This is a genomic window from Microbulbifer maximicatervae (SeqCode) (assembly GCF_052467695.1).
Window position 1 is genome coordinate 1180001 of sequence record NZ_CP174320.1, and the last position, 16225, is coordinate 1196225.

Here is a 16225-nt window from a genome sequence, read left to right on the forward strand (position 1 = left end):
TAGTTCTTCGCAAGAATTACTCCTAGCAAATAGATAACCCCAGCTATTGCAAAAAGATATTCAAAAGCGACCACCAATCGCATTCGTCGCTCCTGGCGACGCACCCAATTCAGCACTGTAATTGGGATTTCTGCGCTAGTCTGCTGCCCCTTCCAGATACTTTCCAGCTCTAGCCACTGTTTTTCTGTGTCTGCTTCATTCATTTTTCACTTCCCAAAAGGCAGATATTGAGACGCTCTTTTGCCCGGTTGAGCCGCACTGCAATATTGGACTCGGTAATACCCAGAACTTCAGAGATTTCCGCATAGCTCAGGCCCTCCAGGCGAAGAGTCAATGTCTGCCGGAGTCCTAAGGGTAATTTCTGCACTGCACGAAGCAGCTGTTCGGACTTGCGTTCGGCTACCAGTCGCTCCGCCGGGCCCGGCTGGTGGTCCTCAAGCTCCAGTAATTCATCATCACTCCCATGATAAGGTTTCCTACGGGTCAGCTCGGTCACACAGCGGTTATGTGCGATACGATATACAAAGGTTTTTAAACTGGCATCACCGCGAAATGTCGGCAGGGCCCGCCAGAGTCCCAGCCAGATTTCCTGTAACAGGTCATCATGCTCAGCTTTTGATCGCACATAGCTATGCACCAGCCGGGAAACCCCTTCAGCATATTCCGTAGTCGCTTGTTGAAATAATTGATCCCGTAAATCCACCGGCCACTCCATCGTCTATGCAAATTACTGTACCGGCTTTAAAAAAAACCTTACAAATAGTTTTGCTGCTCTCGATTGGCAGTATGTGTCAGTTCTGGAACAATGAAGAAGCGTGGTAAGTCCATACTTGCGCTACACTGGCGCAAAACTGCCACCGGTAAGTAGGGTGTGCCTATGGCCAAGTCCATAAACGAAGACCAAAAACTCGATAACCAACTTTGCTTCAGCCTGTATTCTGCCTCCCTGGCAATGAGCAAGATGTACAAGCCTCTATTGGAGACACTGGGAATAACCTACCCCCAGTACTTGATGATGCTGGTGCTCTGGGAAGACGACGGAATCACCGCTACGGAGCTGAGTCTGCGGCTCGGCCAGGATAAGGGTGCCCTAACGCCAGTTATCAAACGACTGGAGAATCAAAAGCTGATCAACCGCCACCGAGACCCGGAGGACGAGCGTCGAGTCATTATCGAGCTGACTGATGCCGGTAGGTCGATGCAAAAAGAGGCTTCTTCAATTCCCACTCAGGTGCTGAATGCCTGTGGCTTGAATCCTCAGTCTGCACGGGCGCTAAAGACGCAAATAGAGACGCTTCGCCAATATTTAGCGAACCCTTAATCTTCCCCTCTTTTATCGCCCCGCCATTAGCGGGGCCCCCGCTTTGGCTCCATTTGTTATAGCTATCGTCCTTATAGCAACATTTAATTATCGCAATAATAGTTATCGCAATAACTTTATCTGGCGTCCAAGCTGACGCGCTGTTTAGAAGCTGACTTAGAAATCCGGACTACTACCCCCAGCTCAATAAATCCAGCGGGAAAAGGACTGGACTCCATTCCAGGCGGCTTCTGACAGACAAACACACATCAATGAGGACAGGTTAATGCAAACAGTTTACACCGCAGTAGCAACCGCAAATGGCGGCCGTGATGGCGAAGCTCAATCATCAGATGGAAAGTTAAGCGTCAAGCTCAGTATTCCCAAAGAGCTTGGCGGCCCCGGTGGCGATGGCACCAACCCAGAGCAACTGTTTGCTGCGGGTTACTCTGCCTGCTTTATTGGCGCTCTTAAGTTTGTCGCCGGTAAAGAGGAAGTAAAAGTTCCGGAAGAAACCACTGTGCGCGCTGAAGTTGGAATCGGTCCCCAAGGTAAGGGGTTCGGTCTGGATATTGACCTCTACATCGATCTTCCTGGCCTGGATCAGGCGACGGCAGAAAAAATTGCCAACACCGCTCACGATGAGGTTTGCCCTTATTCCAATGCAACCCGAGGCAATGTTGATGTGCGCCTGCACATATCCGCTTAAGCAACCGGTAGAGAGTTGAAGGTATCCGTTATGAATGGCTTAAAAATTTCCAAGCTGGCACTACCCCTTTTCTTTGCTCTTGGTATGGCTTCTGCGTCTGCTTCTATTTCCCCTGGTGTGGAGAAAAATACCCAGGGATTCCTTCAAGCACTGGCGCAAGGTGGCGGCAAACCCATTGAGCAACTATCACCAAAAGATGCCCGCGCCGTCCTGGTCGAAGCCCAAGAGGGTGCGCAATTGCCGCCCGCTGAAGTCAGCAAGAAAACCATTACGGTTAATGGCGAAAAGCTGGAACTGACTATCGTTAAACCGAAAAACACCCGGGGCCAGATTCCCGCCTTTATGTATTTCCACGGCGGAGGCTGGGTCTTGGGTGACTACCCAACCCACGAACGCTTGATCCGCGATCTGGTTCAACGCTCCGGCGCCGCTGCGGTATATGTGGATTACACCCCATCTCCAGAGGCCAAGTACCCGACTGCAATTAACCAGGCTTATGCGGCTACCCAGTGGGTCGCGGAGAATGGCGAAAAGATCGGTGTCGACGGTTCCCGTCTTGCCGTGGCCGGTAACAGTGTCGGTGGCAATATGGCAGCCGTGGTTGCCTTGATGGCGAAAGAGAAAGGAACACCGGATCTGCAATTCCAACTGCTGCTCTGGCCGGTTACCGATGCCAACTTCAACAACGCTTCTTACAAGCAGTTCGCCCAGGATCACTTCCTGACACGGGATATGATGAAGTGGTTCTGGGATAACTACACTACCGACCCCAAACAGCGCAACGAGATCTATGCTTCACCTCTGCGCGCAAGCAAATCCCAGTTGGTCGGCTTGCCTCCCGCTCTGGTGCAGACTGCTGAAATGGATGTGCTGAGAGATGAAGGCGAAGCTTACGCCCGCAAACTTAACGATGCTGGTGTGACCGTAACCGCTGTTCGCTATAACGGCATGATTCACGACTACGGCCTACTAAATGCCCTGAGTGACGTGCCCGCAGTGCAGGATGCTCTTGATCAAGCAGGCTCCGAGCTTAGGGAACACCTCAAGTAAAACTTAAAAGCCCTGCAATGCGGGGCTTTTTTATTCAGGTACTTAAAGCAGCGTTTTGGCCACTGCCTCAATTTCGATCAATGTCTCTGGCGACGCCAGGGATGTGACTCCCACTCCCGTGATTGCCGGGCGAGTAGTACCCAAATATTTAGATAGCACGGGGACTATTTCCCCCAGATGCTCACTAACTTCTCCACGCACATAGATACGTAACTGCAAAAGGTTCTCTACCGACGATCCGGCCTCATCCAATACTGTCAATAAGTTTTGCATGGCACTTTCCGCCTGAGCACCAACCCCTATGTTTTTAACTTCACAATTACTATCCCAATCCACCTGACCCGATACAAATACCAAGCCTGTTTTGGTATCGACTCGGGCGTGGGATAGGCAGGAAGAACTACCATCGTAAAGTGAAGAAGGATTAATATTCAGAATACTCATAACAGACCTGTACGCTTTCTAGCTTTTGAAAAAATCATAGTAGAAAGGCAGCTTTGCCAAAGCTATGGAGTAAAGCTTGTTACGGATACAATCAGGAAGCCATTGACTTAGAAAACCGTTGGTGCAGATCATTGAGAATCCAACTTACCAATGGATCATTTTCCACTCGGGGATGAAAGGCGGCTACAACTTCGTAGCCAGGTGGATACTTGTCCAAGGTAATTTCCACCAAGCCCTCACAAGGCATCAACCTAGAGGGAATAAAGGCCAGGGTATCCGTCCTTTTCAAGAACTCCTGGGCTATATAAAAAGAGGGCGCCGAAACAACAATCTCTCTTTTTAGATCTTGCCCCTCTAGCCAACGATCGGCTGAACCGCGCAAGCCTCCAACCCCTGGCGATGTAATCACAAAATCAGATTGCATCAACTGATCAATAGGGACCAACTCATCTAAACTATACATAGGATTAGCCGATATACAGACATAACGCTCATTAAAGAGCACCTGTGTATTAATTCCATCAGGCACATACCCTGCTGATGTGAAAGCTAAGTCAATTTCTCCCTGATGCATTTTCTGGGTGAGCGAGACGCTTTCAATATTAGTGACAATAAATTTCACTTTCGGCGCATATTGCCTGACCCTTTGGATCAACTCGGCAACAACCACTTTTTGCGCGTAATCTGTAGCAGAGATCACCAGGGTCCGGGAAGTCTGGCTTGAATCAAGAGAACCCGGGGCGGGAATCTCACTGAGTAACGTCAGCACCTGTCGAATCTGTGGCTCTATAAATTTTGCATAACTGGTGGGAGCCATCCCATGCCCAGTGCGCACAAATAGATCATCCCCAACTATTTTTCTAATCTTCTTCAGCTGCAAACTGACAGCTTGCTGCGAAACCTGCAGATGCTCTGCTGCAAGGGAGATACTTTCAACCCTGAATAGTATTTCCAGAGTTTTTAAGTGATTAATTTCAAGATCTTTGATCATATCAACTACAAAAGCGGAGCTTTCTGCCAGTCACTTACGGCTGTAGATAAAGATTAAAATAGTAGTTTCTAATACTGAAGTTAACGCGACCTCCAAAGCCATAGTGGCCGCGCTGTATTATTAAAAATACTCAGGGGATTTTTCTGGCCGCACGATTTGCAATTTGAAAACCTAAGCGGGCTGCGGTACGCGCACCATGATCCTCAATATCGAAATAGGGATTAAATTCAGCGATATCCACCAAACAAACTTTATTGGATTCCAAAACGGTATCCAGCAAGACTTCCAAAAACTCCATGGAAACTCCCCTGCCAGAGGGGGCACTCACCGCTGGCATTACTGCCGCCGGCAATACATCCAGACATACCGTCAGATAGACAAAATCCACCTTCTCAATAAAGTCGCGGATTCGCGCCTGAACCGTATTCAGATTCCAACTACTGATTTCACGATCCCGAATAACCTGGGCACCCAGCTCATCGGCTCTCTGGTAGAGAGCAGGTGTGTTGGCGTTATCCGCCGCACCCACACAGAGATAATTAAATTCGCGGCCATTTATCCTGCACTGCTCTGCGATCTGGAAAAATGGCGTACCCGATGACCCCTTTGGCGCAGGTGTGCGTAAATCCAAATGCGCATCAAAATTGATAATACCCAGGCTGCTCTCGCGGTGATGCTCGCGCATCCAGCGGGCAATCCCCTGATAACTGCCAAAAGCAATTTCATGGCCGCCTCCCAATACCAGTGGAAAGTGACCGGCACCGAGCAACTCATTGATACGGGCACCCAATAGCGATTGGGCAGACTCCAAGTCTTCCCGCTCTACTCTGACATTGCCCGCATCGTATAAGGGCGCATCGAAAGTGGCCGGCAGGTTAGCCATGGCCAAACGCAATATTCTCGGTCCCTTGGCCGCGCCAATTCGCCCTTTATTTCGACGCACACCCTCATCAGAAGCGAAGCCTAGAATAGTCAGGCCGGGAGGGTCATCCAATTGCAAAGGAGAAATCCGCTGGTGCCAGCGCTCACCTGCACGTCCATCCTCAGAGTCGGTGCGACCACTCCATAACTGCATATCAGCAAGTTGTAACATCAATACCTCCGAGGAAGATCTTTATTGGCTTCAAGCCCCCACTTTGTAGGCAAGTTGAACCGGAATATCCATTGGCCGTGCGCAATATGCGCGCGCAAACCTTCGCACAGTGGGCTGTGGGAACTGTAAAGCCCCAACGCGAGAGCTGCCGATACTTTTGGAAGTAGACGATCAAGCAATGCCCTCTGCGAGTACCTTAAAATATGTCACGAAAAAGAAGCATTTAAGTTGCGCTTCTACAATACTAACGTGCCGCATTTTTCAACAGCACGTGTTGCATGTCGGTACTATACCGCAGACGCTGCAGGCTGCTCCATAGCTTTCCCTTTATGGGAACGGAAATTAACCCAAGCTCGAGTCCCAAAATGAGAAAGCAGGAGTACGATAAACATTGCTATTAACGTACTGGCCATACCAAGCTGCTGGGAACCAACTAACATTAATCCCCATCCAATTATCAACCACTGAGCGATATAGAACGGAGTTATGTTTTTACCCCAAAACACCATTACGTCAATGAGCCTTCTGTTCTTTACTTTGTTTAAGAGGAAATTACTAATCCAAAGCCAAAGGAAAGTATAGCCAATAAGCAGAATAATTAGACCTGGGCCACCTCTCATGTTTTCGGCAAAAAAGTATTGCGTATTCAACATGATTAAAAGGCCACCTATGCTCATTAGGGCTAAGCCAATCCATATGCTGTGTGAGAACAATGCATCTATATTTTTTGTATTTTTAAACCAGCAGCCAACTGCCATGCCTGCGAGGGGATAGGCAAGCCAGGAAAATAACGGGAACATTACCCCTTCGCGCTTATTGCCAAAAAACAACTGTAAAATTTCGTCAATAACAACGGAGTTACTGCCGATATCCCAGACGAGTGAGGAGCCGAATGCTACGATAGCTGCCGCAGCTAGCCAGTATATAGGATGAGGCAAGAAGTGCCTGACTAGTGCACAAATAGCGAGCGCAAGGCCAGCAAACTGAAAAATATCTACCATAAGAAATTCACTCAGCGGTGTGTATTCTCCCAGTTGTTCTTGTGTGACAAGCCCAAACTGTAAAGAAAGCCACATAGGCACTGTGCCACGGGCAAAATTAAGTAAATACCCTATTGCAAAAAGACCAGCAGCACGAAACAAATCCTGTTTCAGGCTCGGCTTCGAACTATAGCCAATGAAAATACCCATAATCAGCATAAATGCTGAAGCAGCCGGAGTTCCCGCAGATACCTGGATAGCAACACCAATAGCACTGTCTGCCACGTCTGTTCGTCCATAATGATATAAGACGTGAATAGCAATCATAAATAGTACGGCAATGCCTCGGGTCAGATCAAAGGCCAAAATACGAGGATTTTCTTGCGGGAGCACCACTGCTCCTGAAAGACTGGAATTACTCATTTTCAAGAGTTCCTAGCTTTAGAGTAATGAATTTAGTGTGCATTAACTGATATAGAGATATTGCAAAGGCAAGATGCACTTCCTGTGAAAATGTAAGGTATACAAAAATCCTTATTACTTATTTATCGGTTACAGCCCCCTGATCATTAATATTAAGAGGGGACCGTTTATTTATTCCGATTGTAAATACAAAGCGGCACTCATGAACTAAAAATAAAGCCCACGATAGATGCTAAACAAAGATCAACATTCCAATTCTCAGATAATAATGGGCGCAAAAACCTTATAAAAATTGTTGATAATATTGTTGCTCATTTAGCACCAACTTATCCTTATTTCCGATGTACATCCACCCTAAGAATCAACTTACCCGATTCTCAGTTGCATATCAGCAAGCTGTAACATCGCGCCCCTCCAGGAAAATTCTTGCAGGCTTTAAAGCGCCAACTTCATAAGCGAGCTGATCCGGGGTATCCATCGGCCAAAGAACAATATCTGCTCGCAGCCCCTCGCGCAGTACACCGCGAGAACAGCACAAACCCAATGCCCGAGCGGCTGCACGGGTAACACCTGCGAGAGCTTCTGCCGGAGTTAAGCCAAACAGCTGACAACCCATATTCATCATCAAACGTAGGGAAGCGATTGGACAACTCCCGGGATTAAGGTCTGTAGCCAATGCCATACAAACCCCCGCCTCGCGTAATTTTTCAATGGGCGGAACCTGGGTTTCGTGCAGCGTATAAAAAGCACCCGGCAGGAGGACGGCCACGGTGCCGCTTTCCGCCATGACCCGGACATCCGCATCGCTGATGTATTCAATATGATCTACCGATAATGCCCCGGACTTTGCCGCCATTTCAGTAGCTCCTGTACGCGCCAACTGCTCGGCGTGCACTTTTACTGGCAGGTCCAGTTTTTTCGCTGCATCGATAACTCTCTGGCACTGATCGACAGTAAATCCAATCGTCTCGCAAAACATATCCACGGCATCGGCCAACTGCTCGCGGGCTACAGCGGGCAATATCTGCTCGCAGATAAGGTCGATATATTCATCGGCACGACCGTCGTATTCCGGTGGCAGAGCGTGAGCTGCCAGACAGGTCGTTACTATTTCCACTGAGTTGTGTTGCGCCAGGCGTCTCGCGGTGCGCAGTTGCTTTAGTTCAGTATCCAGGTCCAGGCCATAACCGGATTTAATTTCCACGGTTGTAACGCCTTCGGCCATCAGGGCATGCAGACGGGGCTCAGCCAACTTATACAGGTTCTCGGCACTGGCACCCCGTGTCGCCCGCACGGTAGAAATAATACCCCCGCCAGAGCGAGCCACTTCTTCGTAACTCTCTCCCCCCAGGCGACGGGCAAACTCCCCTGCGCGATGGCCTCCATATACGAGATGCGTGTGGCAATCGATCAGGCCCGGAGTTGCCCATTGACCTTCGCCATCAACAATGCGGTCTGGGGTGCACTCGGGCAGATCCCGGCGGGGACCAATCCAAACGATCCGACCTTTGGTTACCGCAATTGCAGCATCCTCGATAACACCGTAACCACCGGCAATGGATGGGTCCATTGTGGCGGCATTCAAATTGGTAATCAGCAAATCACAGCGTTCTGACATAAGCTTTTAGCGGCACGCTTTTCCTTTTAAACCATAGATGCTCGGCCCGATGACCGACAAACCAGTAACGGGCAGGATACAGCTCCCCTCTTCGACTTGACAGCCCGCAGCAGGGAAACCATAGTAGCCGTAACTACTCTTGTATATACAACAATATACAAGCCACGGAAGCACTGTACCTGAGTCTATGAATACTGCAAGTGAACCCCGATACGCGGCCATCAAGCGCCATATCCGCCAACAAATTGAGTCTGGCGAGTGGCCAATTCACTCCCAGGTGCCCTCGGAGAACCAACTGGCACAGCAATTCAGTGTGAGCCGGATGACCGCGAGGCGGGCACTCACCGAGTTAACCGATGAACGCGTTCTGATGCGCTCCCAGGGGCTGGGTACTTTTGTCGCCGAGCCGGTGCCCGCCAGCTCACTGTTGGAAGTGCGCAATATCGCCGACGAGATCTCGGCCCGGGGGCACAGTTACAGCAACCGCATTCTGTTAGCTCAGCCCTGTGTCGCCAGCGCCGATGTAGCCCTGGCACTGGAAGTGCCCGAACAGGCAAAAGTGTTTCACTCCATTATTGTGCACTGTGACAACGGCTTGCCGGTGCAGTGGGAAGAGCGGTTTACCAATCCAGCCTTGGCTCCAGATTACCTGGACCAGGACTTCGCCCACACCACCCCCAACGCCTATCTTTCCAAAGTCGCACCGCTGACCGAGGCCGATACAACCGTCGAGGCCATAGCTGCGGAAGCCGCTATCGCCCACGCTCTGGAAATTGCCCCCGGAGATGCGTGCCTCCAGGTTTGGCGGCGCACTAAATGCAGTGCCGGCACCGTGAGCTTCGCTCGCCTGGTTCACCCAGGCAATCGATACCGCCTCGGTGCACAACTGAGATTCTAGTTATTGATTTATCCCGCGCGCCCTGGGAAAAGAAACAATCAAATCCGGGACGTGTGAATTTTTTTACGAGAAAAATTGACGAGGAAGCTATGTCTACCGACAAACGCCACGATCCCAGCCGCAAAATCCGCGCGCCTCGCGGCAGTGAGCTCAATGCCAAAAGCTGGCTCACCGAAGCTCCCCTGCGCATGTTGATGAACAACCTGGACGCCGAGGTAGCTGAACGCCCGGAGGACCTGGTAGTGTACGGTGGTATCGGCCGCGCCGCGCGGGATTGGGAGTGCTACGACAAGATTGTCGAGGTACTGAAGCGCCTGGAAGACGACGAAACCCTGCTGGTGCAGTCCGGCAAGCCTGTCGGAGTCTTTAAAACCCACGCCGATGCACCCCGGGTATTAATTGCCAACTCCAACCTGGTACCCCACTGGGCCAACTGGGAACACTTTAACGAGCTGGATAAAAAAGGCCTGGCCATGTACGGCCAGATGACTGCCGGCTCTTGGATTTATATCGGCTCCCAAGGCATCGTCCAGGGTACCTATGAAACCTTTGCCGCCGTCGCACGCAAACACTTTAATGGCGAAGCGAAAGGCAAATGGATTCTTACCGGTGGCCTCGGCGGCATGGGTGGCGCTCAGCCACTGGCGGCGACGATGGCTGGTTTCAGCATGATCGCAGTAGAGTGCGACGAAACCCGTATCGACTTCCGTCTGCGCACTGGCTATGTAGACAAAAAAGCCACCAGCCTCGACGAAGCCCTGCAAATGATTGAAGCCGCGATGGAAAAAGGCGAAGCCATTTCCGTTGGCCTGCTGGGCAACGCAGCAGATATTTTCCCGGAAATTGTAAAGCGCAATATTCTGCCGGATTCGGTTACCGACCAGACTTCCGCACACGATCCTTTAAATGGCTACCTGCCCCAGGGCTGGACCATGGAATACGCTGCGGAGATGCGCAAGAAAGATGAAGCCGCAGTAGTAAAGGCAGCCAAACAGTCTATGGCGGTTCAGGTTGAAGCCATGCTGGAGCTGCAAAAGCGCGGAGCCGCAACCCTCGACTACGGCAACAATATTCGTCAAATGGCTCTCGAGGAAGGTGTGGAAAATGCCTTTGATTTCCCCGGCTTTGTACCCGCTTATATTCGCCCGCTGTTCTGCGAAGGTGTCGGTCCTTTCCGCTGGGCGGCCCTGTCCGGCAACCCGGAAGATATCTACAAAACCGATGCCAAGGTTAAAGAACTGATTCCCGATAATCCGCAGCTGCACAACTGGCTCGATATGGCCCGCGAGCGGATTCACTTCCAGGGACTGCCCGCACGTATCTGTTGGGTGGGCCTGAAAGATCGCGCGCGCCTGGCACTGGCATTTAACGAGATGGTAGCCAACGGTGAATTGGAAGCACCGGTAGTGATCGGCCGCGACCACCTCGACAGCGGCTCTGTAGCGAGCCCCAACCGCGAAACTGAAGCCATGATGGATGGTTCCGACGCTGTCTCCGACTGGCCGCTGATGAATGCCCTGCTGAACACTGCCTCCGGCGCTACCTGGGTATCTCTGCATCACGGTGGTGGCGTAGGCATGGGCTTCTCCCAGCACTCTGGTGTGGTCATTGTCTGTGACGGTACCGAAGCTGCGCGCAAACGTATCGAACGGGTTCTCTGGAATGATCCCGCCACCGGCGTAATGCGCCACGCCGATGCCGGTTACGAGATCGCAAAAAAATGTGCAAAAGAGCAGGGCTTGGACCTGCCCATGCTGAACGACTGATTTTTTACCGCAATAAAAATACCGCCGGCGGAAATCTTTTACAGCCCGAATAACTTTGATCGGGCTGCGCCGCCGGCGCCTAACAGGGTGTTGAAAAAGCCTACAGGCGACTTTTTCAAGCCATCTTTGCGGCACATGTCCACAAAGATGGGCACTCAAATCAAGCATTTGCAGTGCTTGATTTTGCGGCAGGCGCTTTCGCACCGCCCGCGCAGGCTGTTTTTCAACAGCCTGCTAAGCAGTAAATATTTTTTGGTGAATGAATTTATGTATCAATTGGAAATCGATCCCGGTCAATTGAGCCTTGCGCAACTGCGCCGCGTAGCCCGCGAGTCGGTGCAGCTGTCCCTGGCGAAAAGCGCCTACCCCGCTATTGAAGCCTCTGCCCACACTGTTGCCCAGGTTATTACCGAGGGGCGCACGGTTTACGGAATTAATACCGGTTTTGGTTTATTGGCCAACACCCGTATTGAAAAGCACGACCTGGAAAACCTGCAGCGCGCTATTGTACTGAGCCATGCCGCCGGTACCGGCAACTTTATGAGTGAAGCCACCGTGCGTCTGCTGATGGTGTTGAAAATCAACTCGCTCGCGCGCGGCTTCTCCGGCGTGCGCCCGCAGGTTATCGAAGCTTTAATGCAACTGGTCAATGCCGGTGTATATCCCGCTATCCCTGAGAAAGGCTCTGTCGGCGCTTCTGGCGATTTGGCGCCGCTGGCTCATATGAGCGTGGTACTTCTCGGTGAAGGGGAAGTATTTATCAAGGGCGAGCGCAAGAGTGCTCACGAAGGCCTCAAAGCCGCGGGACTAGAGCCCATTACCCTGGCCCCCAAAGAGGGCCTTGCCCTGCTAAACGGCACCCAGGCTTCTACCGCCTTTGCCCTGCTCGGCCTGTTCGCCAGTGAAGACCTGTTCGCCGGCGCCCTGGTAACCGGTGCTATTACCCTGGAAGCCGCTAAGGGCTCACGCCGCCCCTTCGATGATCGTATTCACAACGCCCGCGGCCAACAGGCTCAGCGCGACGTAGCGGCAATTTATCGGGACCTGCTCGGTGAGACCAGCCAGATCGGTGATTCCCACCAGTTCTGTGAAAAAGTGCAGGACCCCTACTCCCTGCGCTGTCAGCCCCAGGTAATGGGTGCCTGTCTGCAGCAGATGCGCTTCGCTGCCGAAGTATTGTTGGCCGAGGCAAATGGTGTTTCTGATAACCCGCTGGTATTTACCGACGAGGAAAATCCGGATAACTCCGACATTATTTCCGGCGGTAACTTCCACGCGGAGCCTGTTGCTATGGTCGCCGACAACCTGGCGCTGGCATTGGCAGAAATCGGCTCCCTATCCGAGCGTCGCATGGCGCTGTTGATCGACAGCAACCTATCCGGCCTGCCTCCCTTCCTGGTGGAAAATGGCGGGGTGAACTCCGGCTTTATGATCGCCCAAGTCACCTCAGCGGCGCTTGCCAGTGAGAACAAATCCATGGCGCACCCAGCCTGCGTGGACTCACTGCCCACCTCCGCCAACCAGGAAGACCATGTATCCATGGCCACCTTTGCTGGCCGTCGCCTGCGGGATATGGCCGACAATACCTGTGGCATCCTGGCGGTGGAGCTACTCGCTGCCTGCCAGGGACTGGACTTCCGCGCGCCGTTAAAATCCACGGAAAAACTGGAGGCCGCCAAGGCAAAACTGCGCGCCCGAGTACCTTTCTATGACAAGGACCGCTACTTTGCCCCGGATATTGAAGAGGCGAAGCAATTGCTGAACAGCGGCGCCTACTTAGAGTCAATAAACCCCAATCTCCTGCCCAGCAGTCACTAAGTTAAAGAGCCTTCACGGCTTGATTTGCGCATTGCGAGAGAACCATTTTTCTCACAATGCGTGAATTTTTAGTGGTTTCACCCGCCTGCCGACCTTACCTTTTTTGACTCCGAACAAGTGGGTCTATCAAATCGAAACTGAAGAGTTTCCATCAACCAATACAGACCTGCCTCGGTATACAGCTTTACTAGAACATTTACTCTGCCCCGTGATGATTTACGTGCCAAAAATGCTAGGCTGAATGTAGAAGTGTTACCCGCCAATAGGTGTGGAGGTCTTGATGAAACCGCTGCCCACTAGATTGCTGCGAGGCTCAGGTTGTGCGCTCGCCATCGCAGCAGGACTGGCTCTGTCGGCCTGTAATGGAACATCCGGCTATCCTTGCGGAGGCAACGATTGTTCCGCCAGTTATTACGGATACAGCCCTTATTACAACAAGACGTATTACAACCTGCGTGGTCGCTATGCCCACTGCCACCCGGATGGCACCTGTCACAATATGCAGCACTGTAACTTCTACTGGGACGGCAACTTTTATCGCCTGAGACCGCCTGCGGTTGTAAATACCCAGTATCAAATTGTCGATCCACCGCCGCGCGCAAGACCTTACTAAACCTGAGATTCTGTGCTCGCCTAGTTGGCGCGCCTAGGGGCTTGGCCCCTGCCGGGCCTCTCCGGGGGGAAATTCCACTTACCGGAGAAAGCACTATGAATAGAGCTGTTAAAACGGTGATTCTCACCGCCACGGTGTGCACAGCCCTAGCCCTGGGTGCCTGTGCCACCGATGGTTACTACACCACCTACACCAGTTACGGTGGCCCTAGTGGAGGGCAAGTCGCTTACACCTCCTCCTACGCTTATCCCTATGCCACGCCCAACTATTACGCTTCGAGTAATGTCTATTTAACTTCCTACAGGACACCGGTTTACCAAACCGTTGGTTTCACCCCGGTGAATACTTACTATTACCGCGGTGGCTACGCCAGTTACCGATCCGCATCATTCCGCGGCCACCCTCGCTACCGGGCTCGCTACTACTATCGCGGAATGCCCTACTACAACCGTTTCTATTACCCTCGGTCGCCCCACGCCCGCTACCGGGCCCATCATCGAGGCTATAGAAGTTATCACCGCGGCGGTTATCGCGGCTACCGGGGCCATAGAGGCCACCATCGCGGTAGACGCTAACTCCAAGCTTTATTAGGTAACTAGCCCCGCTGTAGCAAACCATCAAAAGACGCAGCGGGGTTAGTTAATCGCCAACCTCAATACAACCGTCCGTTAAATTAGCCTTCTCCCTCCAATATCACTGTCGCCACTTTTAACAAATTGGCGCGTTATACATCTCAATGACGGCTATTACCTCTACCCTGAATAAACAAGTTATTCGGGAATGCGTCACTCACACTACTCAAAGAGGTAACTGCGGTGCAGAAAATACTACTTATTCTGCTTGCCGTGGCCCTGGCGACAGGAGTTGCCGGTTGTTCGACAACCGCGCCCCAGGGAAGCCCAAAGTCATTAACCCTTGACGGTCAGAAGTTTCGCTGTGTTGAGCAGGAATTGGAGACCAAGGTACTGGTTAGATGTGTTCGTGCGGGGTAAGTTATTTGCACCGTGAGAATTTGTAATTTAATCGTTTGTATCAGGGCACGCGGACAATACGCAGGGTATCGGTGTGACCACCAATATCCTGTTGATAGCCCCGGGATATCAACACGAAGTCCCCTGAAATTAGCAGTTCCTGATCCAGCAAATAAGAAATTGCTTTTTGATCTCGCAGTGGGCCGTCCATATTGGAGACATCCATTAATACGGGGTCAACGCCGCTGTAGAGGGCTACACGATTGCAGCACTTTTGGTGCCGACAAAAAGCGTAAATAGGAATTAATGCACATACTCTCGACATCAATAACGCAGTATTTCCAGTTTCGGTCTGGCAAATAATGGCTTTAATTTCTCGGCAATGATTCGCGATGATCATGGCGGCCATGGCGATACACGCATCACCCGCAGGGTAATCGCCGCGAAGGCTTTCCGGCGTGGAATAAATTTTACGGTGTTTTTCTGCCCCAAGAATCACTTCAGCCATATGCTTAACGGTTTCAATAGGATATTCACCTGCCGCTGTCTCAGCAGATAACATTACCGCATCAGTACCATCCAGTACTGCATTAGCCACATCGCAGACTTCCGCTCGAGTAGGTACCGGACTCGAAATCATCGACTCCATCATTTGTGTCGCAGTAATAACTACCCGATTGAGATAGCGGGCATAGCTGATTAAATGTTTTTGTACTCCCATTAATTCTGCATCACCAATCTCCACGGCGAGATCACCGCGCGCTACCATAATGGCATCACTGGCTAAGATGAGCTTCTCAAGGCGAGCATCATTGGATACCGCTTCAGCCCTTTCAATTTTGGCAATAATATGTGCGGTGCCACCCGCCTCTCTGAGTAACTTTCTCGCTTTGTGAATATCGCGAGCATCGCGAGGGAAAGAAACGGCTAAATAATCTACCTGTAACTCGGCGGCAACTTTGATATCCCGATGGTCTTTTTCTGTCAGTGCCGGCGCAGTAAGGCCACCTCCCTGCTTATTTATTCCCTTTCTATCAGATAGCCAGCCACCATTTTCAACTTCAGTTTTTAACGACAGACCAATAATTTTTTTAATGCGCAAACTCAATCGGCCGTCATCCAGTAACAAGCAGTCTCCCTCATTACAATCTTCTGCAAGTGCTTCATAATCAACCCAGACACCTTCAGGGCTGCCACTTTCTTTATCCCAATCCGGGTCCAAAATAAATTCTTCACCTTTGCGCAGATATATACGCCCATCAGTGAATTTTCCGACACGAATTTTGGGCCCCTGTAAATCTCCCAGCAGGGCAATATGTCTGCACTGACGCTCGGCTTCCTCACGGACAAATTTTGCCCGGCGCCGGTGATCATCAATTTTTCCATGAGAGAAGTTAAGGCGAACCATATCCACACCGGCCTTGATTAATTGCCGAAGTGTTTCTTCTTTATCGGTAGCTGGACCCAGGGTGGCAACAATTTTGGTGCGCCTGATCATATCGACGACCGTCCTTTAATCGATGGCCAAATACTATTTTTTTTACATCAGTC

General features: G+C 51.2%; 17 protein-coding genes (1 of these 17 only partly in view). 9 read left to right on the top strand and 8 right to left on the bottom strand.

What is annotated here, in order from left to right:
- Both ACJJI8_RS05030 and ACJJI8_RS05035 read right to left on the bottom strand, forming a co-directional pair.
- Positions 1-203 carry the beginning of a hypothetical protein gene (locus tag ACJJI8_RS05030; protein ID WP_444934440.1) on the bottom strand. 385 nt of this gene lie to the left of the window's left edge, so 203 of the gene's 588 nt are visible here — the first part of the coding sequence; it begins with the start codon at positions 201-203; its stop codon lies beyond the left edge, outside the window.
- Positions 200-703 (bottom strand): RNA polymerase sigma factor, encoded by a 504-nt coding sequence (locus tag ACJJI8_RS05035; protein WP_444934441.1) that lies wholly within the window; start codon positions 701-703, stop codon positions 200-202. The genes ACJJI8_RS05030 and ACJJI8_RS05035 overlap by 4 nt, the downstream gene beginning before the upstream one ends.
- Positions 704-877: 174 nt before the next feature.
- Here ACJJI8_RS05035 and ACJJI8_RS05040 point away from each other — a divergent pair, with 174 nt between their 5' ends.
- From ACJJI8_RS05040 to ACJJI8_RS05050, 3 genes are all read left to right on the top strand, one after another.
- Positions 878-1321 carry a MarR family winged helix-turn-helix transcriptional regulator gene (locus ACJJI8_RS05040; protein WP_444934442.1) on the top strand — a complete coding sequence of 148 codons (444 nt, stop codon included), beginning with the start codon at positions 878-880 and terminating at the stop codon, positions 1319-1321.
- A 265-nt stretch (positions 1322-1586) separates the two neighbouring features.
- The gene (locus ACJJI8_RS05045; protein ID WP_444934443.1) at positions 1587-2009 is read left to right on the top strand and encodes an organic hydroperoxide resistance protein; all 423 of its coding nucleotides are present in this window, start codon (positions 1587-1589) and stop codon (positions 2007-2009) included.
- Positions 2010-2039: 30 nt separating this feature from the next.
- On the top strand, positions 2040-3059 hold the full coding sequence (locus ACJJI8_RS05050; protein WP_444934444.1) for an alpha/beta hydrolase: 1020 nt from the start codon (positions 2040-2042) through the stop codon (positions 3057-3059).
- Between the two features lie 42 nt (positions 3060-3101).
- Here ACJJI8_RS05050 and ACJJI8_RS05055 read toward each other — a convergent pair whose 3' ends face one another.
- The 5 genes from ACJJI8_RS05055 to hutI form a co-directional block, all read right to left on the bottom strand.
- Positions 3102-3503: a RidA family protein gene (locus ACJJI8_RS05055; RefSeq protein ID WP_282930788.1), complete on the bottom strand. Its 402-nt coding sequence runs from the start codon at positions 3501-3503 to the stop codon at positions 3102-3104.
- Between the two features lie 91 nt (positions 3504-3594).
- On the bottom strand, positions 3595-4494 hold the full coding sequence (locus ACJJI8_RS05060; protein ID WP_444934445.1) for a LysR family transcriptional regulator: 900 nt from the start codon (positions 4492-4494) through the stop codon (positions 3595-3597).
- A 130-nt stretch (positions 4495-4624) separates the two neighbouring features.
- Positions 4625-5587, bottom strand: a complete 963-nt coding sequence (gene hutG, locus ACJJI8_RS05065) for a formimidoylglutamase (RefSeq protein ID WP_444934446.1) — start codon at positions 5585-5587, stop codon at positions 4625-4627.
- Positions 5588-5874: 287 nt separating this feature from the next.
- Positions 5875-6990 (bottom strand): heparan-alpha-glucosaminide N-acetyltransferase domain-containing protein, encoded by a 1116-nt coding sequence (locus ACJJI8_RS05070; RefSeq protein ID WP_444934447.1) that lies wholly within the window; start codon positions 6988-6990, stop codon positions 5875-5877.
- Between the two features lie 388 nt (positions 6991-7378).
- On the bottom strand, positions 7379-8608 hold the full coding sequence (gene hutI, locus ACJJI8_RS05075; RefSeq protein ID WP_444934448.1) for an imidazolonepropionase: 1230 nt from the start codon (positions 8606-8608) through the stop codon (positions 7379-7381).
- 187 nt (positions 8609-8795) lie between these two features.
- On the opposite strand from hutI, the gene hutC reads away from it, so the two are divergent.
- The 6 genes from hutC (at position 8796) to ACJJI8_RS05105 (ending at position 14695) form a co-directional block, all read left to right on the top strand.
- On the top strand, positions 8796-9506 hold the full coding sequence (hutC, locus tag ACJJI8_RS05080; RefSeq protein ID WP_282930784.1) for a histidine utilization transcriptional repressor HutC: 711 nt from the start codon (positions 8796-8798) through the stop codon (positions 9504-9506).
- An 89-nt stretch (positions 9507-9595) separates the two neighbouring features.
- Positions 9596-11272, top strand: a complete 1677-nt coding sequence (gene hutU, locus ACJJI8_RS05085; RefSeq protein WP_444906916.1) for a urocanate hydratase — start codon at positions 9596-9598, stop codon at positions 11270-11272.
- Between the two features lie 267 nt (positions 11273-11539).
- Positions 11540-13090, top strand: a complete 1551-nt coding sequence (gene hutH, locus ACJJI8_RS05090) for a histidine ammonia-lyase (RefSeq protein WP_444934449.1) — start codon at positions 11540-11542, stop codon at positions 13088-13090.
- Between the two features lie 280 nt (positions 13091-13370).
- Positions 13371-13703, top strand: a complete 333-nt coding sequence (locus ACJJI8_RS05095; protein WP_282930781.1) for a hypothetical protein — start codon at positions 13371-13373, stop codon at positions 13701-13703.
- 95 nt (positions 13704-13798) lie between these two features.
- Positions 13799-14278 carry a hypothetical protein gene (locus ACJJI8_RS05100; protein WP_444934450.1) on the top strand — a complete coding sequence of 160 codons (480 nt, stop codon included), beginning with the start codon at positions 13799-13801 and terminating at the stop codon, positions 14276-14278.
- A 240-nt stretch (positions 14279-14518) separates the two neighbouring features.
- Positions 14519-14695, top strand: coding sequence for a hypothetical protein (locus tag ACJJI8_RS05105; RefSeq protein WP_413663747.1), 177 nt, complete (start codon positions 14519-14521; stop codon positions 14693-14695).
- Between the two features lie 40 nt (positions 14696-14735).
- Here the strand turns inward: ACJJI8_RS05105 and pyk are convergent, their stop codons facing one another.
- Positions 14736-16172 (bottom strand): pyruvate kinase, encoded by a 1437-nt coding sequence (pyk, locus tag ACJJI8_RS05110; protein ID WP_413663748.1) that lies wholly within the window; start codon positions 16170-16172, stop codon positions 14736-14738.
- Positions 16173-16225: the final 53 nt, after the last annotated feature.

Excerpts from the sequence above, each read along its gene's own strand:
- ACJJI8_RS05040 (WP_444934442.1), top strand. The coding sequence starts at position 878 with ATGGCCAAGTCCATAAACGAAGACCAAAAACTCGATAACCAACTTTGC.
- ACJJI8_RS05045 (WP_444934443.1), top strand. The coding sequence starts at position 1,587 with ATGCAAACAGTTTACACCGCAGTAGCAACCGCAAATGGCGGCCGTGAT.
- ACJJI8_RS05050 (WP_444934444.1), top strand. The coding sequence starts at position 2,040 with ATGAATGGCTTAAAAATTTCCAAGCTGGCACTACCCCTTTTCTTTGCT.
- ACJJI8_RS05055 (WP_282930788.1), bottom strand. The coding sequence starts at position 3,503 with ATGAGTATTCTGAATATTAATCCTTCTTCACTTTACGATGGTAGTTCT.
- ACJJI8_RS05060 (WP_444934445.1), bottom strand. The coding sequence starts at position 4,494 with ATGATCAAAGATCTTGAAATTAATCACTTAAAAACTCTGGAAATACTA.
- hutG (WP_444934446.1), bottom strand. The coding sequence starts at position 5,587 with ATGTTACAACTTGCTGATATGCAGTTATGGAGTGGTCGCACCGACTCT.
- ACJJI8_RS05070 (WP_444934447.1), bottom strand. The coding sequence starts at position 6,990 with ATGAGTAATTCCAGTCTTTCAGGAGCAGTGGTGCTCCCGCAAGAAAAT.
- hutI (WP_444934448.1), bottom strand. The coding sequence starts at position 8,608 with ATGTCAGAACGCTGTGATTTGCTGATTACCAATTTGAATGCCGCCACA.
- hutC (WP_282930784.1), top strand. The coding sequence starts at position 8,796 with ATGAATACTGCAAGTGAACCCCGATACGCGGCCATCAAGCGCCATATC.
- hutU (WP_444906916.1), top strand. The coding sequence starts at position 9,596 with ATGTCTACCGACAAACGCCACGATCCCAGCCGCAAAATCCGCGCGCCT.
- hutH (WP_444934449.1), top strand. The coding sequence starts at position 11,540 with ATGTATCAATTGGAAATCGATCCCGGTCAATTGAGCCTTGCGCAACTG.
- ACJJI8_RS05095 (WP_282930781.1), top strand. The coding sequence starts at position 13,371 with ATGAAACCGCTGCCCACTAGATTGCTGCGAGGCTCAGGTTGTGCGCTC.
- ACJJI8_RS05100 (WP_444934450.1), top strand. The coding sequence starts at position 13,799 with ATGAATAGAGCTGTTAAAACGGTGATTCTCACCGCCACGGTGTGCACA.
- pyk (WP_413663748.1), bottom strand. The coding sequence starts at position 16,172 with ATGATCAGGCGCACCAAAATTGTTGCCACCCTGGGTCCAGCTACCGAT.